The organism is Streptomyces camelliae (genome assembly GCF_027625935.1).
Lineage (GTDB): Bacteria > Actinomycetota > Actinomycetes > Streptomycetales > Streptomycetaceae > Streptomyces > Streptomyces camelliae.
The window spans coordinates 4,533,920-4,555,262 of the sequence record NZ_CP115300.1 but is presented as its reverse complement, the minus strand read 5'-3'; the positions used below and the strand labels follow the sequence as shown (position 1 = coordinate 4,555,262).

Sequence of the window (21,343 nt, the reverse complement as noted above, 5' to 3'; positions counted from 1 at the left end):
GTCGGGACAAGGGGGACCGCCGCATCTGTGGAAAACCCCGTGCGGGAGGATCGCGCACATGACAGCACTCGACCTCAGCAGCCCCGTGGCCGTCGTCGGCACCGGCACCATGGGCCAGGGCATCGCCCAGGTCGCGCTGGTCGCCGGCCACCCGGTGCGGCTCTACGACGCCGTCGCCGGGCGCGCACGGGACGCGGCCGAAGAGATCGGCGCCCGCCTCGACCGGCTCGTCGCCAAGGGCAAGCTCGGCGCCGCCCAGCGGGACGCCGCCCACGACCGTCTGAAGCCCGTGGACAGCCTCACCGAGCTGGCCGACTGTGCGCTGGTCGTGGAGGCAGTCCTGGAGCGGCTGGACGTCAAACAGCAGCTCTTCGGCGAACTGGAGGACATCGTCGCCGAGGACTGCCTGCTCGCCACCAACACCTCCTCGCTGTCGGTGACGGCCATCGGCGGCGCCCTGCGCCATCCCGGCCGCTTCGTCGGCCTGCACTTCTTCAACCCGGCCCCGCTGCTGCCGCTCGTCGAGGTCGTCTCCGGGTTCGCCACCGACGTCACGTCGGCCACGCGCGCGTACGAGACCGCCCGCGCCTGGGGCAAGACCCCGGTGGCCTGCGCGGACACCCCGGGCTTCATCGTCAACCGGATCGCCCGGCCGTTCTACGCCGAGGCGTTCGCCGTCTACGAGGCCCAGGCGGCCGACCCGGCCACCATCGACGCGGTGCTGCGCGGTTCCGGCGGCTTCAAGATGGGCGCCTTCGAGCTGACCGACCTGATCGGACAGGACGTCAACGAGTCGGTGACGCACTCGGTGTGGCAGTCCTTCTTCCAGGACGTGCGCTTCACGCCCTCCCTCGCGCAGCGCAGGCTGGTGGAGTCCGGCCGCCTCGGCCGCAAGAGCGGGCACGGCTGGTACGACTACGCCGAGGGCGCCGAGCGGGCCGAACCGCACACCGCCGACAAGGAGCAGCCGCCCGCGTACGTCGTCGCCGAGGGCGACCTCGGCCCCGCCGCCGAACTGCTCGCGCTGATCCGGGAGGCGGGCATCCAGGTCCGCGAGGAGGACGAGGACAACGGCACGCGCCTGGTGCTGCCCGGCGGCGGCCAGCTGGTCCTCGCCGACGGTCAGACCTCTGTGGAGTTCCGGGACGTCGTCTACTTCGACCTCGCCCTCGACTACCGCACGGCCACCCGCATCGCCCTGTCCGCCGGCCACGACACCTCGCCGCGGACCCTCACCGAGGCCACCGGCCTGTTCCAGGCGCTCGGCAAGGACGTCAGCGTCATCGGCGACATCCCCGGCATGATCGTCGCGCGCACCGTCGCCCGGATCATCGACCTCGCCCACGACGCCGTCGCCAAGGGCGTGGCCACCGAGGAGGACATCGACACGGCCATGCGCCTCGGGGTCAACTACCCGCTCGGCCCGTTCGAATGGGACCGCAGGCTCGGCCGTGACTTCGCGATCGACGTCCTGGACGAGATGCACGAGCGCGACCCGTCCGGACGCTACGCGCCCTCGCTCGCGCTCTACCGCCACGCATACGCCGTCGACAAGCGGGAGGGCGCCTCATGACCACGGCCAGACGCGACACGTACACCCCGGAGACGCTCCTGTCCGTCGCCGTGCGGGTCTTCAACGAGCGCGGTTACGACGGCACCTCCATGGAGCACCTGTCCAAGGCGGCCGGGATCTCCAAGTCCTCGATCTACCACCACGTCAGCGGCAAGGAGGAGCTGCTTCGCCGGGCCGTCAGCCGTGCCCTGGACGGTCTGTTCGCCATCCTGGACGAGGAGCACGCGCGCGTGGGGCGGCCCGCCGACCGGCTGGAGCACGTCGTGCGCCGCATGGTCGAGGTCCTGATAGGCGAGCTGCCGTACGTCACGCTGCTGCTGCGTGTGCGCGGCAACACCGAGACCGAGCGCTGGGCGCTGGAGCGGCGGCGCGACTTCGACCACCGGGTCGCCGAACTGCTGAAGGCAGCGGCCGCCGACGGCGACGTACGCGGCGATGTCGAGGTCCGCCTGGCCACCCGGCTGGTCTTCGGGATGATCAACTCGATCGTGGAGTGGTACCGGCCGGACCCGAGCGGGGCCGGCGACCGCGAGGTGGCCGACGCGGTGGTCCGGCTCGTCTTCTCCGGCCTGCGTCAGGACTGACACAGGGCATCGAAGATCACGCGTCCAGCGCACCCCTGTGCGCCTCCGGCCCACCCCTTTACGCCTCCGGCTCCAGGTCCTCCTCCTCGAACACCAGCAGCGTGCGCGTGCTGAGCACCTCGGGGATCGCCTGGAGCCGGGTGAGCACCAGCTCGCGCAGCGCCCTGTTGTCGGGCGTGTGCACCAGCAGCAGCACATCGAAGTCGCCGCCCACGAGGGCGATGTGGGAGGCACCGGGCAGCTGCCTGAGCTGCTCGCGGACCGTGCGCCAGGTGTTCTGGACGATCTTCAGCGTGATGTACGCCGAGGTGCCGTGCCCCGCCCGCTCGTGGTCCACGCGCGCGCCGAAGCCGCGGATCACCCCGTCCTCGACGAGCCGGTTGATGCGCGCGTACGCGTTGGCGCGCGAGACGTGGACACGTTCCGCGACCGACCGTATCGAGGCCCGGCCGTCCGCCTGCAGGATTCTCAGGATGTCCTGATCGATCGCGTCGAGCGGACGCGGGGGCGGCAGCGGGACGCCGTCCTGCGGTCCGTCGGCCAATTGTTCAGCTGCCATGTCCCCCCGCTCCCTCGCCGTGGACGTCCTGCGTTCATTCCAGGCTGTGGAGAACCGTTTGTCCACAGCCTGGAGGTGCCTGTAGCCAAAATGTGCCGACGACCGAACAATCGGTAGGTGAGGCGGGTCACAGCCGACGCGCCTCCCGTAGCCGCTCCCACGAGGAGGTGCCGTCATGACGGTCATGGAGCAGCGGGGCGCGTACCGGCCATCCCCGCCGCCCGCCTGGCAGCCCCGCATGGACCCCGCGCCGCTGCTGCCCGACGCCGAGCCCTACCGCGTCCTCGGCACCGAGGCGGCCGCCAAGGCCGACCCGGACCTGCTGCGCCGGCTTCACGCCCAGCTGGTGCGTGGCCGCCGCTACAACACGCAGGCCACCGCGCTCACCAAGCAGGGCCGCCTCGCCGTCTACCCCTCCAGCGCAGGCCAGGAGGCCTGCCAGGTCGCCGCCGCCCTGGCTCTGGAAGAGCGGGACTGGCTCTTCCCCAGCTACCGCGACACGCTCGCCGTCGTCGCGCGCGGTGTGGATCCCGTCGAGGCGCTCACGCTGCTGCGCGGCGACTGGCACTCCGGCTACGACCCGCACGCCCACCGCGTAGCCCCCCTGTCCACCCCGCTGGCCACCCAGCTGCCGCACGCCGTCGGTCTCGCGCACGCCGCCCGCCTCAAGGGCGACGACGTGGTCGCGCTCGCCCTGGTCGGCGACGGCGGCACCAGCGAGGGCGACTTCCACGAGGCGCTGAACTTCGCCGCCGTCTGGCAGGCCCCGGTCGTCTTCCTCGTGCAGAACAACGGCTTCGCCATCTCCGTCCCGCTCGCCAAGCAGACCGCCGCGCCCTCCCTGGCCCACAAGGCCGTCGGGTACGGCATGCCGGGCCGGCTGGTCGACGGCAACGACGCCGCGGCCGTGCACGAGGTCCTCAGCGCCGCCGTACGGCACGCGCGCGCGGGGGGCGGCCCGACCCTGGTGGAGGCGGTGACGTACCGCGTCGACGCCCACACCAACGCCGACGACGCCACCCGCTACCGCGGCGACGCCGAGGTCGCGGCCTGGCGCGCACACGACCCGATCGAGCTGCTGGAAGCGGAGCTGACCGCGCGCGGACTGATCGACGAGGCCGCCATCGCGGCCGCCCGCCAGGACGCCGAGGACATGGCCGCCTCCTTGCGCGAACGCATGAACCAGGACCCCGAACTGAACCCCATGGACCTCTTCGACCACGTCTACGCGCAGACGACGGCCCAGCTGCGCGAGCAGCGCGCCCTGCTCCAGGCCGAACTGGACGCCGAGCAGGAGCACCACGGCGAGCAGGAAGGCGGCGCCCGATGACCACCGTCGCCGTCAAGCCCGCCACCATGGCGCAGGCCCTCACGCGCGCGCTGCGCGACGCGATGGCCGCCGACCCCACCGTGCACGTCATGGGCGAGGACGTCGGCACCCTCGGCGGTGTCTTCCGGGTCACCGACGGCCTCGCCAAGGAGTTCGGCGAGGACCGCTGCACCGACACCCCGCTCGCGGAGGCCGGGATCCTCGGCACCGCCGTCGGCATGGCCATGTACGGCCTGCGCCCGGTGGTGGAGATGCAGTTCGACGCCTTCGCCTACCCGGCGTTCGAGCAGCTCATCAGCCATGTCTCCCGGATGCGCAACCGCACGCGCGGACGTATGCCGCTGCCCATCACCGTCCGCGTCCCCTACGGCGGCGGCATCGGCGGCGTCGAGCACCACAGCGACTCCTCCGAGGCCTACTACATGGCCACCCCGGGCCTGCACGTCGTCACGCCCGCGACCGTCGCCGACGCCTACGGCCTGCTGCGCCGGGCCATCGCCTCCGACGACCCGGTGGTCTTCCTGGAGCCCAAGCGGCTGTACTGGTCGAAGGACTCCTGGAACCCCGAGCACCCCACGGACGTCGAGCCCATCGGGCGCGCGGTGGTGCGCCGCGCGGGCCGCAGCGCCACCCTCGTCACCTACGGCCCGTCCCTGCCCGTCTGCCTGGAGGCCGCCGAGGCCGCCCAGGCGGAGGGCTGGGACCTGGAGGTCGTCGACCTGCGCTCCCTGGTGCCGTTCGACGACGAGACGGTCTGCGCGGCCGTCCGGCGCACCGGACGCGCCGTCGTCGTCCACGAGTCCACCGGGTTCGGCGGACCGGGCGGCGAGATCGCGGCCCGGATCACCGAGCGCTGCTTCCACCACCTGGAGGCACCGGTGCTGCGCGTGGCCGGCTTCGACCTCCCCTACCCGCCGCCCATGCTGGAGCGGCACCACCTGCCCGGCGTCGACCGCATCCTGGACGCCGTGGCCCGGCTGCAGTGGGAGGCCGAGAGCTGATGGCACAGGTGCTGGAGTTCAAGCTCCCCGACCTCGGCGAGGGGCTCACCGAGGCGGAGATCGTCCGCTGGCTGGTCGAGGTCGGTGACGTGGTCGCCGTCGACCAGCCGGTCGTCGAGGTCGAGACGGCCAAGGCCATGGTCGAGGTGCCCTGCCCCTACGGCGGCGTGATCACCGCCCGCTTCGGCGAGGAGGGCACCGAACTGCCCGTCGGAGCGCCGCTGCTGACGGTGGCCGTGGGGGATCCGGCGGCCCACTCGGAGGGCTCCGGCAACGTCCTGGTCGGCTACGGCACCTCCGAAGCGCCGGCCCGGCGGCGCCGGGTGCGGGCCACGACGGCGGCCGGCGCGGGCACGGCGGCCGATGCTGCCGATGCGGCCAACGCGGCCAACGCGGCCAACGCGGCCACGGGCGCCACGGCGGCCCGCAACGGCCGGGCCAAGGCAGCCGAAGCGACGACGACGCTCCCCGCGCGCGTGGCCGTTCCGGCACCGGCGCCCGCGAACGGACCGGTCCCGGTGATCTCCCCGCTGGTGCGCAAACTCGCCCGGGACAACGACGTCGACCTGCGGGAGCTGTCCGGCTCCGGCCCCGACGGACTGATCCTGCGGGCCGACGTCGAGGGCGCCCTGCGCGCCAGGGCCGCGCGCCTCGGCACGGCCCCGGAAACGGTCGCACCGGCCCCCGTCGCGCTCCCCTCGTCCCCTGGGTCCGCCGCACCGCCCGCCGAGGCCGCCGCCGTCCGCGTCCCGCTCAAGGGCGTCCGCGGCGCCGTCGCCGACAAGCTGTCCCGCAGCCGCCGGGAGATCCCGGACGCCACCTGCTGGGTCGACGCCGACGCGACGGAACTCATGCGCGCGCGTGCCGCCATGAACGCCGCCGGGGGACCGAAGATCTCCCTGTTGGCGCTGCTCGCCCGGATCTGCACCGCCGCGCTCGCCCGGTTCCCCGAGCTGAACTCCTTCGTCGACACCGGGGCCCGCGAGATCGTCCGGCTCGGCCAGGTGCACCTCGGCTTCGCCGCGCAGACCGAGCGCGGGCTGGTCGTGCCGGTCGTGCGGGACGCCCACACGCGCGACGCCGAGTCGCTCACCGCCGAATTCGCCCGGCTCACCGAGGCCGCCCGCACCGGCACGCTGACGCCCGGGGAACTCACGGGCGGGACCTTCACGTTGAACAACTACGGGGTCTTCGGCGTCGACGGCTCCACCCCGATCATCAACCACCCCGAGGCGGCCATGCTCGGCGTCGGCCGCATCGCCCCCAAACCCTGGGTGCACGAGGGTGAGCTGGCGGTGCGTCAGGTCGTCCAGCTGTCGCTCACCTTCGACCACCGGGTGTGCGACGGCGGCACGGCGGGCGGCTTCCTGCGGTACGTGGCGGACTGCGTGGAACAGCCGGCGGTGCTTCTGCGCACGCTGTGACCTCGGCGGGGCCCGGACGAAGGGCCCCGCGGCAGAGACGAAGGCGGCGCCCCGCGGCACCCGCGAGGCGCCGTCCGGGGCATCCGCCCGGCGCATACAAGCGGGCCGGCGCGGGACATACTCGGGGGATGAGCGACAACGCCCCCGCCGTCCCCCACGCGCCCGCGCCGTACGACGCCGTCGTGCTGGCCGGCGGTGCCGCGCGGCGGCTCGGCGGGGTCGACAAGCCCGGGGTGCGGGTCGGCGGCCGGGCGCTGCTCGACCGGGTGCTCACGGCCTGCGCGGGCGCCCGTACGACGGTCGTCGTGGCCGGCCCGCGCCCCGTCGCGCGGCCGGTGCTGTGGGCGCGCGAGGAACCGCCCGGCGCCGGACCGGTCGCCGCGCTGGAGGCCGGCCTGCGCCTGACCACCGCCGAGCAGGCCGTCGTGCTCTCCGCCGACCTGCCCTTCCTAGAACCGGCCACCCTTCACCGCCTGTTGGCCGCCCTGCGCGCCAGCGGCGCCGACGGCGCGCTGCTCACCGACGCCGACGGCCGCGACCAGCCGCTCGTGGCCGCGTACCGCACCGACGCGCTCCGCCGCGCACTGGCCGCCCTCGCGGCCGGTGGCGACGGCCTGACCGGGCTGCCTCTGCGTCGGCTCACCGGCGCCCTCTGCCTCACCCGTGTCCCGGACCCGCTCGCGTCCTTCGACTGCGACACCTGGGACGACATCGCCGACGCCAGGGCACGCATCAGGGAGCATGGGCACGTGTTGGATGAATGGATCTCCGCAGTCAAGGACGAACTGGGCATCGACCTCGACGTCGACACCGGCGTCCTGCTCGACCTGGCCCGGGACGCCGCGCACGGCGTGGCCCGCCCCGCCGCGCCGCTGACCACCTTCCTCGTCGGGTACGCCGCGGCCCAGGGCGAGGGCGGTCCCGAGGCCGTCGCCGAGGCCGCCCGCAAGGCCGCCGCGCTGGCGCTGCGGTGGGAGGAAGAGAACGAAGCGAAGGACGGGGGCGGGAACACGCGCGGCGGCGGCCCGAGCACCCCGGACGCCGGATGACCGCCCCCGGAACCCGGGCCGGGGCGCCCGCGCAGGACAGCGACGACCTCGACCTGGAGGAGGCCCTTGCCCTCGTGAGAGAGCCCAGGGGCGACAGCGCGGGCCAGATGCCCGCTCCGGCGCCTGAACCGACCGGCGAACGGCACCGGGCCACCCCCTGGCACCAGGCCCGTGAGACCGCCGCCCGCGCCGCGCGCACCCGCCCCCGCCGCACCCCCGTCTCCGTGCCACTCGGCGAGGCCCTCGGCCTCGTCTTGGCCGCCCCCCTCGACGCCCTCACCGACCTGCCCTCCTTCGACACCTCCGCGATGGATGGCTGGGCCGTCGCCGGACCGGGCCCCTGGCAGGTGCGGGACGACGGCGTGCTCGCCGGGCACGCCCAGCCCGAGCCGCTCACCGACGGCGAGGCCGTGCGCATCGCGACCGGCGCCCGCATCCCCGCCGACACCACCGCGGTGCTGCGCAGCGAGCACGGCCGGACCGACACGCAAGGCCGCCTGCACGCGGCCCGCGACCTGGCGCACGGCCAGGACATCCGCCCGCGCGGCCAGGAGTGCCGCACCGGCGACCAGTTGCTGCCCGTCGGCACCCTGGTCACCCCCGCTGTCCTCGGCCTCGCCGCGGCGGCCGGATACGACACCGTCACCGCCGTACCCCGTCCCCGGGTCGAAGTGCTGGTCCTGGGCGACGAGTTGCTGACCGACGGGCTGCCCCACGACGGGCTGATCCGGGACGCGCTCGGCCCCCTGCTGCCGCCCTGGTTGCGCGCGCTCGGCGCCGACGTCGTCGCGGTACGCCGGATCGGCGACGACGCCGAGGCCCTGTACCGGGCGGTCACCGGCTCCGACGCCGACCTGATCGTCACCACCGGCGGCACCGCCGCAGGACCCCGCGACCATGTCCACCCGATCCTGGAGCGCATCGGCGCCGAACTCCTCGTCGACGGCGTCAAGGTGCGCCCCGGCCACCCCATGCTGCTCGCCCGCACCAAGGACGACCAGCACCTCGTCGGCCTGCCCGGCAACCCCCTCGCGGCCGTGTCCGGCCTGCTCACGCTCGCGGAACCGCTGCTGCGCACCCTCGCTGCCCACCCGGCCCCCGAGCCGTACGCGCTGCCGCTCACGGAGGCGATCCAGGGGCACCCGTACGACACCCGGCTCGTGCCCGTGGTGCTGCGCGGCGATCATGCCGTACCGCTGCACTACAACGGCCCGGCCATGCTCCGCGGGGTCGCCGCCGCCGACGCGCTGGCCGTCGTACCGCCCGGCGGGGCACGGCCGGGTGTGGAGGCGGAGCTGCTGGACCTGCCGTGGGCGAGCGCCGGGATCGGGGTGTGTTTCACGTGAAACTTCCGGGCCATGACGCCATCGCCCGCCAGGCGGGCGATCATCTGGTGACCCATCGGGTGCAGATGGAGGTCCACTTTGCGCGACCACACCGTCGTCATCGGCTTCGGCACCAAGGGGCGGTCGGCGATCCAGACCGTGTGTGCGACCGGGCTGAAGAAGGAGCAGGTGGTCGTGATCGACCCCAGCGCCAAGGCCGTCGACGCGGCGACCGCCGAGGGCTACGCAGGCGTCATAGGCGACGCCACCCGCAGTGATGTGCTCAAGCGGGCCGAGCTGCACAAGGCCCGGCAGATCATCGTGGCGCCGCAGCGCGACGACACCGCTGTCCTTGTCACGCTGACGGCCCGCCAGCTCAACCAAAACGCGAAGATCGTGGCCGCCGTGCGCGAGGAGGAGAACGCCCCGCTGCTCAAGCAGTCCGGCGCCGACGCGGTCATCACCAGCGCCAGTGCGGCCGGCAGGCTGCTCGGCCTGTCCGTGCTCAGCCCCGCCGCCGGCATGGTGATGGAGGACCTGATCCAGCTGGGCAGCGGGCTGGACCTCGTCGAAGGGCCGGTGGTCCGCGGCGAGGCCGGCGAGCGGCCGCGCGAGACCGCAGACCTCGTGGTGAGCGTCGTCCGCGGACACCGGGTGCTCGGCTACGACGACCCGGCCGTCGGCACCCTCCAGCTGACCGACCGGCTCATCACGATCGTCCGCGCGTCCCCCGGCAACCACGTCACCCCGGACATCCGGCGCCGCTGCTCCACGACTGACCGGCCCGCCGAGGCCACGAACTGTGCCGGCCCGGCCCGGAGAGCGGCGCACCCCTGGGGAGTCTGCCCGGGAGTGCGGACCCGCGGGGAGTAGCGTCACGGGCATGCATGCGATCACGATTCCCGAACCTGGTGGTCCCGAGGCGCTGGTGTGGGCGGAGGTTCCCGACCCGGTGCCCGGTGAGGGCGAGGTGCTGGTCGAGGTGGTGGCCAGCGCCGTCAACCGTGCCGACATCCTGCAGCGGCAGGGCTTCTACAACCCGCCGCCCGGCGCCTCCTTCTACCCCGGCCTGGAGTGCTCCGGCAGGATCGCCGCGCTCGGCCCCGGGGTCTCCGGCTGGGCCGTCGGCGACCTGGTGTGCGCGCTGCTCGCGGGCGGCGGTTACGCCCAGAAGGTCGTCGTACCGGCCGGGCAGCTGCTGCCCGTGCCCGAGGGCGTCGACCTCACGCGGGCGGCCGCGCTGCCCGAGGTGGTCTGCACGGTCTGGTCCAACGTGTTCATGGTCGCCCACCTGCGGCCCGGCGAGACGCTGCTGGTGCACGGCGGCTCCAGCGGCATCGGCACCATGGCGATCCAGCTCGCCAAGGCCGTCGGCGCCAAGGTCGCGGTGACGGCCGGGACGAAGGAGAAGCTGGAGCGCTGTGCCGAGCTCGGCGCGGACATCCTGATCAACTACCGCGAGCAGGACTTCGTCGCCGAGATCAAGCAGGCCACGGATGGTGCCGGTGCCGATGTCATCCTCGACAACATGGGCGCCAAGTACCTGGACCGCAACGTCCAGGCCCTCGCGGTCAGCGGACGTCTCGCGATCATCGGCCTGCAGGGCGGGGCGAAGGGCGAGCTGAACATCGGCACCCTGCTCAGCAAGCGGGCCGCGGTCAGCGCGACCTCGCTCCGGGCGCGTCCGCTGAGCGAGAAGGCGGCCATCGTGGCCGCCGTACGCGAACATGTGTGGCCCCTGCTCGCCTCTGGGCATGTCCGCCCGGTCGTGGACCGTGAGCTGCCCATGCCGGAGGCCGCCGAGGCACACCGGGTGGTCGAGGCCAGCGGCCATGTCGGCAAGGTGCTGCTGGTGGCGCCGTGACACGGCGGTTCGGCTCGCGGGCTCGATCGGCACTCCGTGCGGGCCGGGGCGGGGGCCGCCGGCCGGCGTCGGCAGGGTGTCGCGGTGCTCCGGGACGCGTGCCGCCCTGGTCCAGGCCCTGCTCGTAGCAGCTCGGGCAGCCGCGGCGGCCTGGCAGCGGTGCCAGGGGAGGCGGTCAGTTTCTGCGGAGGCGCAGCCCCAGGAAGGCCAGGCCCAGCCCGAGGCCGATGAGGACCAGGCCGCTGCCCAGCGGGAGGATCCGCAGGACCGGTTCGCCCGCGCTCTCGCCCCGCTGGACGGCGTTCTGGGCGGGCGGCCGCTGCGGGGGCTGCCCGGCGGGGAGACGGGTGTCATCCGTGGCGGTCGGGGCCGTCGGTACCGCCGTCGGGACCGCCGTCGGGACCGCTGTCGGTACCGCCGTCGGGATCGCTGTCGGGACCGCGGTCGGGCTCGGGAGGCCCGAGGCGGGCAAGTCCGCGGTCTCCGGCTCCTGCGGGCGGCCGGAGCCGGGCGCCCGGGTGGGGACGGGGTTGTCGTTGCCCTCCACCTCGGCCGCGGGCCCGTCCGGCCGCCCCGGCCGCATCCGCCCCTCACCGGCCAGGCTGCCCGCCCGGCTGGGTTCGACGGCCAGCGGGCGGTACGAGCCCGACGCGGAGTCGGCCTCCAAGGGGCGGTACGACGCGGAGGCGGAGTCGGAGGGCATGGGGAGGGCCGAGGGACCGGAGTCGGGGGAGCCACGGTCACCGTGACCGGTGCGGTCCGGGCGGTACGAGCCGTCCGCATGGCCCCAGACGCCCGCGTGGCCGGGGCTGGGGCCGGCCGAGATCCCGGGGCCGGGCTCGGCGGCCCGAGCGGCTGGGGCGTACGCGGTGACGGCGCCGTACGCCGGCAGGGCCGCCACCGAGAGGGCCGGCAGCAGTCGTACGGAGCGACGTGCGAGTCGCAGCCATGGAGTCACGTCGTGACCTCCCGGAGCCCGGATGCCCCGATTGATGGATGACCAACGGGAATAAGCCTCACATTCATTGACAAACAGGGCATTTCATAATGCTCCGTCGGGTCCAAACGGTGGATCAGCCCCAGGAGGGGGCACCACGGTGATGAGGTGTACGGGTGCGAGAGAATGACGGTATGGAGATGCCGAGGAACGAACGGTCGCGGGAGAATCCCCAGATCCTCGTCGTGGGTCAGGACGGAATGGCCCTCGGCGGCACCGGGGACGAGGACTCCCGCGAGATCCCGGTGACGGAGCAGGTGGAGCAGCCGGCCAAGGTCATGCGGATCGGCAGCATGATCAAGCAGCTCCTGGAGGAGGTGCGCGCGGCTCCCCTGGACGAGGCGAGCCGGGCCCGGCTCAAGGAGATCCACCGCAGCTCGGTGAAGGAGCTGGAGGACGGCCTGGCGCCGGAGCTGGTCGAGGAACTGGAGCGGCTCTCCCTGCCGTTCACCGACGGCGTGACCCCGAGCGACGCGGAACTGCGGATCGCGCAGGCGCAGTTGGTGGGCTGGCTCGAAGGCCTGTTCCACGGGATCCAGACGACGCTCTTCGCCCAGCAGATGGCCGCGCGGGCCCAGCTGGAGCAGATGCGCCGCGCGCTCCCGCCGGGCGTGACGGGACATGAGGGCGACGACTCGCACACCGGCGGCCGCTCGGGCGGACCGTACCTGTAAAGCCCTGCCTGTAAAGCTTCATCTGTGACGACCGAGGCCCGGCACGCGATGTGCCGGGCCTCGCCTGGTGCTTGACGCGCCCGTCTCTCAGGAGGGGTTGCCCGTCGAGACGCTCAGCTCGATGGTGCCCGAGTTCTTCGGGTCGATGTCCGAGCCCGCAGAGGGGAACTGGTCCATCACCGTGCCGTCACCCCAGGTGTTGTCGGGCACGTGCTTGATCTCGTACGTCCAGTTCGCGGCCTGGAAGCAGGCCTTCACGGAGCCGATGTCCTTGTACCGGAAGTCGGGCAGCTCGACCTTCTTCGGGTCCGTGCCCGACTCCACCGGCTCGGTGCACTTGGTCTTGTCGATGACACGGGTGGTGTCCGGGCCGCGGTAGCCCGACTGGTGCGAGGCGGACGCCGAGGCACTCGCGCCGCCGCTGCCGCCGTTGTCGCTCCCTCCGCTGTTGCTCATGGTCAGCGCGACGATCAGGCCGACGACCGCGACCAGGGACACCGCGATCGAGCCGATGATCACCGGCTTGTTGCTCTTGCTGCCGGACCCGGAGCCGGGCGTCTGCGTGGCCGTCTGGGCCGAGACCGCGTACGGCGGCGGGGTCGGCGCCGGTGCGGCCTGCGGGGCGTAGCCCGCCGGGGGCTGCGTCTGGTAGCCGCCCTGCTGCGGGTAGCCGTAGGCCGGGGCGGGCGTCTGCGGCGCGCCGTACGGGCCCGGCTGGTACGGCGTCTGCACCGGGCCGGGGGCCGCCTGGCCGGTCTGGCCCACCGGCGGGAACACCGCGGAGCCGACGCCCGCGCCGCTCTGCGTGGGCCCGGCGCCCGGCACGATGCTCGGTGCGTCAGCCTGGAGGGAGGCGGCGACGCGCAGGCACTCGTCGCGCATGGCCTCGGCGGTCGGGAAGCGCTCGTTCGGGTTCTTCTTCAGCGCGCGGGCGACCAGCGCGTCCACCGCGGGCGGCAGCGAACGGTTGATCGAGGAGGGCGCGACCGGCTCCTCCTGCACATGCGCGTAGGCGATCGCCAGCGGCGAGTCCGCGTCGAACGGCAGCCGTCCGGTGACCAGCTGGAACAGCATGATGCCGACCGAGTAGAGGTCGGAGCGGGCGTCGACGCCGCGGCCGAGGGCCTGCTCGGGCGAGAGGTACTGCGGGGTGCCGACGACCATGCCGGTCTGGGTCATCGAGGTGACCCCGGACTGCATGGCGCGGGCGATGCCGAAGTCCATGACCTTGACCACGCCGCGCTTGGTCACCATCACGTTGCCCGGCTTGATGTCGCGGTGGACCAGCCCCATCTCGTGGCTGATCTCCAGCGCCGCCAGCACGTCGGCGGTGACCTTCAGCGCCTTGTCGGCGGGCATGGCGCCGTACTGCCGGACGTCCGCGTCGAGGACCGAGCCCAGCGGGCGGCCCTCGATGTACTCCATGACGATGTACGGCATCGCCGTGCCGCCGAGATCGTCCTCGCCGGTGTCGAAGACCGAGACGATGTTGGTGTGCGTGAGCTTGGCCACGGCCTGGGCCTCGCGGCGGAAGCGCTCGCGGAAGGCCTGCTCCCGGCCCAGCTCGGTGTGGAGTGTCTTGATCGCGACCTGGCGGTCGAGCACGGCGTCGTAGGCCAGGTGCACCGAGGCCATGCCGCCCTCGCCGAGCAGGTCCCGCAGCTGGTAGCGGCCGCCCGCGAGGGCCTGCCCCGCATACCGGCCGTGTGCGCCGTCCTGGCTCATCTCTCCCCGTCCCCCACCGGCCGTCCGACGCCTTCGCTCATCGCATGGGCCTTGATCGAATGTGTCATTCCCGGCCAAGTCTGCCCGAGGGCACTGACACGTCAAGCTCGGTGCCCGTTCCGTGACCGTACGCGCAAGAAGCGTCGCGCAAGCGTTACAGGGGGCCTACGACCGGCACACAGAATTTGCACGACAGCGCGTGCTAAAGGTTTCATGGCCGGTCACGCTCATGGCTGGTCCCGGTTCCCGTTCCGGACCGGCGGCCCCCACGGAGGCTGTAGCGTGGCCGACGGAGACCGTGACAACACCGCGCGCACCGCGGGCAGAAACGACGGCGAGGACTGATGGCACAGACGCAGCGCGCCCAGGGCCCGTCCGACCCCGAGGCGACTGGCGGCGGCATGTCGGACGCGCCGGAGATGTGGGGCAACGGCGGGCTCGTCGGCGACGGCCGCTACCGGCTGACCCACCGGCTGGGCCGGGGTGGCATGGCCGAGGTCTTCGCGGCCGAGGACGTCCGGCTGGGCCGGACCGTCGCGGTCAAGCTGCTGCGCGCGGACCTCGCCGAGGACCCGGTCTCCAAGGCCCGCTTCACGCGTGAGGCCCAGTCGGTCGCCGGCCTCAACCACCACGCGATCGTCGCCGTGTACGACTCCGGCGAGGACTTCGTGGGCGGCCAGTCCGTGCCGTACATCGTGATGGAGCTGGTCGAGGGCCGCACCATCCGTGACCTGCTGATGAACGCCGAGGCGCCGGGTCCCGAGCAGGCCCTGATCATCGTCTCGGGCGTGCTGGAAGCGCTTGCCTACTCGCATCAGCATGGCATCGTGCACCGTGACATCAAGCCCGCGAATGTGATCATCACCCACAGCGGTGCCGTCAAGGTGATGGACTTCGGCATCGCCCGCGCCCTGCACGGCGCCTCCACGACGATGACACAGACCGGCATGGTCATGGGCACGCCGCAGTACCTCTCCCCGGAGCAGGCGCTCGGCAAGGCCGTCGACCACCGCTCCGACCTGTACGCGACCGGCTGCCTGCTGTACGAACTGCTCGCGCTCAGGCCTCCGTTCACCGGCGAGACCCCGCTGTCGGTGGTCTACCAGCACGTCCAGGACATGCCGGTGCCGCCGTCGCAGGTCGGCGACGGGGGCTGCCCGCCGGAGCTGGACGGGCTGGTCATGCGCTCGCTCGCCAAGGAGCCGGACGACCGGTTCCAGACGGCCGAGGAGATGCGGGGGCTGATCCAGTACGGCCTGCAGATGCTCTACGAGGCGGGCGGTCACACCGGCACCTGGAACACCGGCCCGGTGGAGTCGCACGACGGCCGGCACACCCCGGCGGGCGGCTTCGCGGGGACGACCGCGATGCAGCACCCCGGCGACTTCGGCTCCGGCACCGCGCAGATCCCCCAGCCGATCCTGCCGTCCGGTTACGGCGGCGGTGACGACGGCGGCTTCGAGGGGCACGGCAACAAGGGCAGCGGCCGCGGCAAGCTGTGGATCGTCGCCGTCCTCGCGGTGATCGCGATCGCGGCGGGCGTCGCGTTCGCGCTGAACAGCGGCTCGGGCGGCGGCGGCAGCACCGGCAGCGACACCACGTCGTCGACGACGCCCTCGGCGTCCGCGACGGACGACACGGGCTCCCCGAGCGCGTCGGACACCACCACCGACCAGCCCACGGATCCCGGCACGGACAACGGCTCGGGCTCGACCTCGGGCGGCTCCGGCTACACCCCGTCGTACACGCCGACGCAGTCCCAGACCACCCCGTCCGACCAGCCGACAGACCCGCAGACCTCGCCGTCGCAGTCCACGAGCACCGGCGGCACCACCACCGGGGGTACCGACACGGGCGGCACGACCGGCAACGGCGGCACCGGCACCACCGGTTCCACCGGCAACGGCGGCACCAGCACCGACGGCAGCACCACCAACGGCGGCACGGACACGGGCGGGACGACCGGCACGGACACGGGTGGTCTGACGGCCGGCACCGCGGGCGCTCCCACCGGTTGAAAGACGCCTGCGGCGCCCGGGAGGGCGTCCCGCTGAGCCGTACCGGATCGCGGGGCGGGAGAGCCGGCCCGATCAGCCGGTGAACGCGTCGCAGACGGCCTCGTACTCGCGCGTCCACCACACCACGAGCGCCGACGCGGCCGGGAACTGGCAGTCCGCGCGCGTGTCACGGCGTTCGTAGTGCCAGCGCAGCATCCAGAAGTCGTTCAGCCGCTCCCACCACACCCGGTGCACGGCCGCCGCCAGCTCCGAGGGCGTGGCGCGGGCCGCGCGCCGGTACGCGCGCGCGTAGGCGCGTACTTTCGGCAGGTCCAGGGCGCCGGCGGGGCGCACGAAGAAGATCACCGCAGCGCGTACGGCCTCCTCCGCGCGGGGCTGCACGCCGAGCCGGTCCCAGTCGACGATGGCCGCGGGCATGTCGTCCTTGTAGAGCAGGTTGAACGGGTGGAAGTCCCCGTGCACCCAGCCCACCGGGCCACCGCGCGGAGGGCGCCGGTCGGCGTGCTGCTCCAGCAGGGTGCGGCGCTCCAGGAGCCGGTGCCGGGCCAGCTCGTCGAAGGCGTCGGCGGGGCGGTGGCGCCGGACGTGGCGGAGCAGGTCGTCGATGAGGTCGAAGGTGTCGGCCGGGTCGGCGCTCTCCACGGGATGGGGGCTCGTGGCCGGGCGCGTGCGCCCCTTGGGGGGCATCACACGCTCCAGACAGGCGTGTACGGCGCCCAGGACGGCTCCCAGGCGTGCGCTCTCCGCGCGCGTGAGCTGGCCGCCGTGCCGGTGTCTGCCGTCGATCCAGGGATGCAGGGCGTAGGCGTGGCCGCCGACGACGGCGACCGTACGGCCCTCGCGGTGCGCGAGCGGCACGGGGACGGGGACGCCGAGGTCGGCCAGGCGCTGGGTGGCCCGGTGGCGGCGCTCGATGGCGGCCGGGTCGGCGGTGTCGGGATCGAAATGGTGCTTGAGGAAATAGCTGCCGCGGGTGGTGCACAGCCGGTAACCGCGATTGAGCAGGCCTTGCACGACCGGTTCACAGGTGAGCGCGGTACCGGCGGAGTACAGGCGGAGCAAGTCGCCCAGAGGGGGCGCATGGGTCACGAAGGGGGGTACACATGAGCGCGGCACGCCGCAGATGCTAGGGCACGAAAAGCCCCTGTGAGCTGGGGCTTGTCAGAAACTGTCGTCAGCGATCGCTTTCGGTCAGGCTTTATCCGAGAGTCCTTTGCACCATGATTTTTCCGTCTTCGCGCACGGGCTCGGTCTCCCGGCAAACTCTTCCCGTGACCTGGGTGCGCGGGATAACGTGCGCTTGCTCCGGCCTTTCGCGAGGCTGTGACCAGCACGCTTCCGCATCCCCTCGGATTTACTTGGAAATCCAAGCAAAGTCGCAGGTCAGATGAGGTTTCACAGAAATGTGGACCTCTGGGTAACGTGATGGTTGCAGGGCGCTCGCCGGGGCACCTGTCACGCCTGTTCCCGGCCGAGTGGCACCCACCCCGTGCCCGGTGGTCGAAACAGGTGAGCCGCACTGGCCTACCGGCAACCCCGGGGGCCGGAACGACGGAGGAGCACACGTGACCGTGGACAGCAGTGCCGCGCGCCAGCCGCGACGCAGCGCCGCAGGCAAGGCCGGCACCACCGGCAGCAAGCGCACCACCCGCACCACCGCCCCGCGCGCGAAGAAGAGCACCGAGCCCGAGCTCGTACAGCTCCTGACGCCCGAGGGCAAGCGGGTCAAGAACGCCGAGTACGACGCCTACGTCGCCGGCATCACCCCCGAAGACCTGCGCGGCCTGTACCGCGACATGGTGCTCACCCGCCGCTTCGACGCCGAGGCCACCGCCCTGCAGCGCCAGGGCGAGCTGGGCCTGTGGGCCTCCCTGCTGGGCCAGGAGGCCGCCCAGATCGGCTCCGGCCGGGCCCTGCGCGACGACGACTACGTCTTCCCGACCTACCGTGAGCACGGCGTCGCCTGGTGCCGCGGGGTCGACCCGACCAACCTGCTCGGCATGTTCCGCGGCGTGAACAACGGCGGCTGGGACCCGAACGGGAACAACTTCCACCTGTACACGATCGTCATCGGCTCCCAGACGCTGCACGCCACCGGCTACGCGATGGGCATCACCAAGGACGGCGCGGACAGCGCGGTCATCGCCTACTTCGGCGACGGCGCCTCCAGCCAGGGCGACGTAGCCGAATCGTTCACCTTCTCCGCGGTCTACAACGCCCCCGTGGTGTTCTTCTGCCAGAACAACCAATGGGCGATCTCCGAGCCGACCGAGAAGCAGACCCGCGTGCCGCTCTACCAGCGCGCCCAGGGCTTCGGCTTCCCCGGCGTCCGCGTCGACGGCAACGACGTACTGGCCTGCCTCGCGGTGACCAAGTGGGCGCTGGAGCGCGCCCGCAGCGGCGATGGCCCCACCCTGGTGGAGGCGTACACCTACCGCATGGGCGCCCACACCACCTCCGACGACCCCACCCGCTACCGGGCCGACGACGAGCGCGTCGCCTGGGAGGCGAAGGACCCGATCCTGCGCCTTCGCCGGTACCTGGAGGCCTCAAACCACGCGGACGAGGGATTCTTCGCGGAACTTGAGGCCGAGTCCGAGGCGTTGGGCAAACGAGTGCGCGAAGCGGTCCGCGCCATGCCCGACCCGGACCACTTCGCCATCTTCGAGAACGTGTACGCGGACGGGCACGCGCTCGTCGACGAGGAGCGAGCGCAGTTCGCCGCCTATCAGGCGTCGTTCGCTGACGCAGCTGAAGGGGGTCGCTGAGATGGCCGAGAAGATGGCGATGGCGAAGGCCATCAACGAGTCGCTGCGCCGTGCCCTGGAGACCGACCCCAAGGTCCTGGTCATGGGCGAGGACGTCGGCAAGCTCGGCGGCGTGTTCCGCGTGACGGACGGCCTGCAGAAGGACTTCGGCGAGAGCCGCGTCATCGACACCCCGCTGGCGGAGTCCGGCATCGTGGGCGCGGCGATCGGTCTCGCGCTGCGCGGCTACCGCCCGGTGGTGGAGATCCAGTTCGACGGCTTCGTCTTCCCGGCCTACGACCAGATCGTCACCCAGCTCGCGAAGATGCACGCGCGCTCGCTGGGCAAGGTCAAGATGCCGGTCGTCGTCCGCATCCCCTACGGCGGCGGCATCGGCGCGGTCGAGCATCACTCCGAGTCCCCCGAGGCGCTCTTCGCGCACGTGGCGGGCCTGAAGATCGTCAGCCCCTCCAACGCGTCGGACGCGTACTGGATGATGCAGCAGGCCATCCAGAGCGACGACCCGGTGATCTACTTCGAGCCCAAGCGCCGCTACTGGGACAAGTCCGAGGTCGACTTCGAGGCGATCCCGGCGCCCCTGCACAAGGCGCAGGTGGTCCGCGAGGGCACCGACCTGACCCTGGCCGCCTACGGCCCGATGGTGAAGCTGTGCCAGGAGGTCGCGAACGCGGCGGCCGAGGAGGGCAAGTCCCTGGAGGTCCTGGACCTGCGCTCGGTGTCGCCCCTCGACTTCGACGCCATCCAGGCCTCGGTGGAGAAGACCCGCCGTCTGGTCGTGGTCCACGAGGCGCCGGTGTTCTTCGGCTCCGGCGCGGAGATCGCCGCCCGGATCACCGAGCGCTGCTTCTACCACCTGGAGGCTCCGGTCCTGCGGGTCGGCGGCTACCACGCCCCCTACCCCCCGGCCCGCCTGGAGGAGGAGTACCTGCCGGACCTGGACCGCGTGCTCGACGCCGTCGACCGCTCGCTGGCGTACTGAGGAGAGGGTCGTGACGACGATGACGGAAACGTCCGTACGCGAGTTCAAGATGCCGGACGTCGGCGAGGGACTCACCGAGGCCGAGATCCTCAAGTGGTACGTCCAGCCGGGCGACTCGGTCACCGACGGCCAGGTGGTGTGCGAGGTGGAGACCGCCAAGGCGGCGGTGGAACTCCCCATCCCGTACGACGGCGTGGTCCGCGCCCTGCACTTCCCCGAGGGCACCACGGTCGACGTGGGCACGGCCATCATCGCGGTGGACGTGGCGGGCGGCGCGCCGGAGCCGGTGAAGGCCGAGCCTGCCGCGCCCGCCGAGGCACCGGCGCAGGAGCCCGAGCCGGAGGGCCGCAAGCCGGTCCTGGTCGGCTACGGAGTGGCGACGTCGGCCACCAAGCGCCGCCCCCGCAAGGGCCCCGAGGTGAGCGTTCCGGCACCGGCCCAGGCGATCCAGTCCGAGCTGAACGGCCACGCCCCCGTCGCCGAGAAGCCCCGCCCGCTGGCCAAGCCGCCGGTGCGCAAGCTGGCCAAGGACCTCGGCGTCGACCTGGACACGATCACCCCGTCCGGCCCCGACGGCATCATCACGCGCGAGGACGTCCATGCGGCGGCCACGCCGAAGCAGGCCGAGCCGGTGACGGTTCCGACCGCCGCGGCCCCCACCGCCGCGCCCGTGATCCCGGCGCCCGTGGCGTCGTACGACACCGCGCGCGAGACCCGTATCCCGGTCAAGGGCGTCCGCAAGGCCACGGCGGCGGCGATGGTCGGCTCCGCCTTCACGGCGCCGCACGTCACGGAGTTCGTGGCGGTCGACGTGACCCGCACGATGAAGCTGGTCGAGGAGCTCAAGCAGGACAAGGAGTTCCAGGGCCTGCGCGTGAACCCGCTGCTGCTGATCGCCAAGGCCCTGCTGGTCGCCATCAAGCGCAACCCGGACATCAACGCGTCCTGGGACGAGGCCAACCAGGAGATCGTGCAGAAGCACTACGTCAACCTGGGTATCGCGGCGGCCACCCCCCGCGGGCTGATCGTGCCGAACATCAAGGACGCGCACGGCAAGACGCTCCCGCAACTGGCCGAGGCCCTGGGCGAGCTGGTGGCGACGGCCCGCGAGGGCAAGACGTCCCCGGCCGCGATGCAGGGTGGCACGGTGACGATCACCAACGTCGGCGTCTTCGGCGTCGACACCGGCACGCCGATTCTCAACCCCGGCGAGTCGGCGATCCTCGCGGTCGGCGCGATCAAGCTCCAGCCGTGGGTCCACAAGGGCAAGGTCAAGCCGCGCCAGGTGACGACGCTGGCCCTGAGCTTCGACCACCGCTTGGTGGACGGCGAGCTGGGCTCCAAGGTGCTGGCCGACGTGGCGGCGATCCTGGAGCAGCCGAAGAGGCTGATCACCTGGGCATGAGGGCGCTGAGTCGCTAGGCTTCGGAGCCACGAGAGGGCGGCCGCAACTTCGTCTTGCGGCCGCCCTCT

General features: G+C 72.7%; 17 protein-coding genes and 1 pseudogene. 14 read left to right on the top strand and 4 right to left on the bottom strand.

The annotated features are described in order from the left end of the window. Window positions 1-58 precede the first annotated feature (58 nt). Together O1G22_RS20705 and O1G22_RS20700 are read left to right on the top strand one after the other, a co-directional pair. Window positions 59-1,573, top strand: a complete 1,515-nt coding sequence (locus tag O1G22_RS20705; protein WP_270082706.1) for a 3-hydroxyacyl-CoA dehydrogenase — start codon at window positions 59-61, stop codon at window positions 1,571-1,573. Further along, window positions 1,570-2,157: a TetR/AcrR family transcriptional regulator gene (locus tag O1G22_RS20700; RefSeq protein ID WP_270082705.1), complete on the top strand. Its 588-nt coding sequence runs from the start codon at window positions 1,570-1,572 to the stop codon at window positions 2,155-2,157. The genes O1G22_RS20705 and O1G22_RS20700 overlap by 4 nt, the downstream gene beginning before the upstream one ends. Window positions 2,158-2,215: 58 nt before the next feature. Here O1G22_RS20700 and O1G22_RS20695 read toward each other — a convergent pair whose 3' ends face one another. After that, window positions 2,216-2,716: an Lrp/AsnC family transcriptional regulator gene (locus tag O1G22_RS20695; protein WP_225100274.1), complete on the bottom strand. Its 501-nt coding sequence runs from the start codon at window positions 2,714-2,716 to the stop codon at window positions 2,216-2,218. Between the two features lie 175 nt (window positions 2,717-2,891). Between O1G22_RS20695 and pdhA (O1G22_RS20690) the strand changes: the two genes are divergently transcribed. From pdhA (O1G22_RS20690) to O1G22_RS20660, 7 genes and pseudogenes are all read left to right on the top strand, one after another. Beyond that, window positions 2,892-4,046 carry a pyruvate dehydrogenase (acetyl-transferring) E1 component subunit alpha gene (gene pdhA / locus O1G22_RS20690; RefSeq protein ID WP_270082704.1) on the top strand — a complete coding sequence of 385 codons (1,155 nt, stop codon included), beginning with the start codon at window positions 2,892-2,894 and terminating at the stop codon, window positions 4,044-4,046. After that, window positions 4,043-5,047, top strand: coding sequence for an alpha-ketoacid dehydrogenase subunit beta (locus tag O1G22_RS20685; RefSeq protein ID WP_270082703.1), 1,005 nt, complete (start codon window positions 4,043-4,045; stop codon window positions 5,045-5,047). Before pdhA (O1G22_RS20690) ends, O1G22_RS20685 begins: the two co-directional genes overlap by 4 nt. After that, a complete protein-coding gene (locus O1G22_RS20680; RefSeq protein WP_270082702.1) occupies window positions 5,047-6,471 on the top strand; it encodes a dihydrolipoamide acetyltransferase family protein in 1,425 nt (474 codons plus the stop codon). The genes O1G22_RS20685 and O1G22_RS20680 overlap by 1 nt, the downstream gene beginning before the upstream one ends. A gap of 128 nt (window positions 6,472-6,599) precedes the next feature. Then, the gene (locus tag O1G22_RS20675) at window positions 6,600-7,520 is read left to right on the top strand and encodes an NTP transferase domain-containing protein (RefSeq protein WP_270082701.1); all 921 of its coding nucleotides are present in this window, start codon (window positions 6,600-6,602) and stop codon (window positions 7,518-7,520) included. Further along, a complete protein-coding gene (locus tag O1G22_RS20670) occupies window positions 7,517-8,866 on the top strand; it encodes a molybdopterin molybdotransferase MoeA (protein WP_270082700.1) in 1,350 nt (449 codons plus the stop codon). The genes O1G22_RS20675 and O1G22_RS20670 overlap by 4 nt, the downstream gene beginning before the upstream one ends. Before the next feature lie 63 nt (window positions 8,867-8,929). Further along, a pseudogene (locus O1G22_RS20665) lies at window positions 8,930-9,604 on the top strand (potassium channel family protein); the annotation flags it as partial. Between the two features lie 124 nt (window positions 9,605-9,728). After that, window positions 9,729-10,709 carry an NAD(P)H-quinone oxidoreductase gene (locus tag O1G22_RS20660; protein ID WP_270082699.1) on the top strand — a complete coding sequence of 327 codons (981 nt, stop codon included), beginning with the start codon at window positions 9,729-9,731 and terminating at the stop codon, window positions 10,707-10,709. Between the two features lie 175 nt (window positions 10,710-10,884). Here O1G22_RS20660 and O1G22_RS20655 read toward each other — a convergent pair whose 3' ends face one another. After that, entirely contained in the window at window positions 10,885-11,667 is a 783-nt protein-coding gene (locus O1G22_RS20655) for a hypothetical protein (protein WP_270082698.1), read from the bottom strand. A 173-nt stretch (window positions 11,668-11,840) separates the two neighbouring features. On the opposite strand from O1G22_RS20655, the gene O1G22_RS20650 reads away from it, so the two are divergent. Next, window positions 11,841-12,380, top strand: coding sequence for a bacterial proteasome activator family protein (locus tag O1G22_RS20650; RefSeq protein WP_225100265.1), 540 nt, complete (start codon window positions 11,841-11,843; stop codon window positions 12,378-12,380). 87 nt (window positions 12,381-12,467) lie between these two features. On the opposite strand, the gene O1G22_RS20645 is transcribed toward O1G22_RS20650, so the two are convergent. Then, window positions 12,468-14,105, bottom strand: coding sequence for a protein kinase domain-containing protein (locus tag O1G22_RS20645; RefSeq protein WP_270082697.1), 1,638 nt, complete (start codon window positions 14,103-14,105; stop codon window positions 12,468-12,470). A 344-nt stretch (window positions 14,106-14,449) separates the two neighbouring features. On the opposite strand from O1G22_RS20645, the gene O1G22_RS20640 reads away from it, so the two are divergent. Beyond that, complete coding sequence (locus O1G22_RS20640; protein ID WP_270082696.1) at window positions 14,450-16,123, top strand: protein kinase domain-containing protein; 1,674 nt, start codon at window positions 14,450-14,452, stop codon at window positions 16,121-16,123. Between the two features lie 72 nt (window positions 16,124-16,195). Here O1G22_RS20640 and O1G22_RS20635 read toward each other — a convergent pair whose 3' ends face one another. Further along, complete coding sequence (locus O1G22_RS20635) at window positions 16,196-17,212, bottom strand: phosphotransferase (RefSeq protein ID WP_225100262.1); 1,017 nt, start codon at window positions 17,210-17,212, stop codon at window positions 16,196-16,198. A 476-nt stretch (window positions 17,213-17,688) separates the two neighbouring features. Between O1G22_RS20635 and pdhA (O1G22_RS20630) the strand changes: the two genes are divergently transcribed. Genes pdhA (O1G22_RS20630) through O1G22_RS20620 form a run of 3 tightly spaced genes read left to right on the top strand, consistent with a single transcriptional unit; the run spans window position 17,689 to window position 21,275 of the window. Further along, window positions 17,689-18,891 carry a pyruvate dehydrogenase (acetyl-transferring) E1 component subunit alpha gene (pdhA, locus tag O1G22_RS20630; RefSeq protein WP_270082695.1) on the top strand — a complete coding sequence of 401 codons (1,203 nt, stop codon included), beginning with the start codon at window positions 17,689-17,691 and terminating at the stop codon, window positions 18,889-18,891. A gap of 1 nt (window position 18,892) precedes the next feature. Then, on the top strand, window positions 18,893-19,870 hold the full coding sequence (locus tag O1G22_RS20625; RefSeq protein ID WP_270082694.1) for an alpha-ketoacid dehydrogenase subunit beta: 978 nt from the start codon (window positions 18,893-18,895) through the stop codon (window positions 19,868-19,870). A gap of 10 nt (window positions 19,871-19,880) precedes the next feature. Beyond that, complete coding sequence (locus tag O1G22_RS20620; protein ID WP_270082693.1) at window positions 19,881-21,275, top strand: dihydrolipoamide acetyltransferase family protein; 1,395 nt, start codon at window positions 19,881-19,883, stop codon at window positions 21,273-21,275. Window positions 21,276-21,343 lie beyond the last annotated feature (68 nt).

Excerpts from the sequence above, each read along its gene's own strand:
- O1G22_RS20705 (WP_270082706.1), top strand. The coding sequence starts at position 59 with ATGACAGCACTCGACCTCAGCAGCCCCGTGGCCGTCGTCGGCACCGGC.
- O1G22_RS20700 (WP_270082705.1), top strand. The coding sequence starts at position 1,570 with ATGACCACGGCCAGACGCGACACGTACACCCCGGAGACGCTCCTGTCC.
- O1G22_RS20695 (WP_225100274.1), bottom strand. The coding sequence starts at position 2,716 with ATGGCAGCTGAACAATTGGCCGACGGACCGCAGGACGGCGTCCCGCTG.
- pdhA (WP_270082704.1), top strand. The coding sequence starts at position 2,892 with ATGACGGTCATGGAGCAGCGGGGCGCGTACCGGCCATCCCCGCCGCCC.
- O1G22_RS20685 (WP_270082703.1), top strand. The coding sequence starts at position 4,043 with ATGACCACCGTCGCCGTCAAGCCCGCCACCATGGCGCAGGCCCTCACG.
- O1G22_RS20680 (WP_270082702.1), top strand. The coding sequence starts at position 5,047 with ATGGCACAGGTGCTGGAGTTCAAGCTCCCCGACCTCGGCGAGGGGCTC.
- O1G22_RS20675 (WP_270082701.1), top strand. The coding sequence starts at position 6,600 with ATGAGCGACAACGCCCCCGCCGTCCCCCACGCGCCCGCGCCGTACGAC.
- O1G22_RS20670 (WP_270082700.1), top strand. The coding sequence starts at position 7,517 with ATGACCGCCCCCGGAACCCGGGCCGGGGCGCCCGCGCAGGACAGCGAC.
- O1G22_RS20660 (WP_270082699.1), top strand. The coding sequence starts at position 9,729 with ATGCATGCGATCACGATTCCCGAACCTGGTGGTCCCGAGGCGCTGGTG.
- O1G22_RS20650 (WP_225100265.1), top strand. The coding sequence starts at position 11,841 with ATGGAGATGCCGAGGAACGAACGGTCGCGGGAGAATCCCCAGATCCTC.
- O1G22_RS20645 (WP_270082697.1), bottom strand. The coding sequence starts at position 14,105 with ATGAGCCAGGACGGCGCACACGGCCGGTATGCGGGGCAGGCCCTCGCG.
- O1G22_RS20640 (WP_270082696.1), top strand. The coding sequence starts at position 14,450 with ATGGCACAGACGCAGCGCGCCCAGGGCCCGTCCGACCCCGAGGCGACT.
- O1G22_RS20625 (WP_270082694.1), top strand. The coding sequence starts at position 18,893 with ATGGCCGAGAAGATGGCGATGGCGAAGGCCATCAACGAGTCGCTGCGC.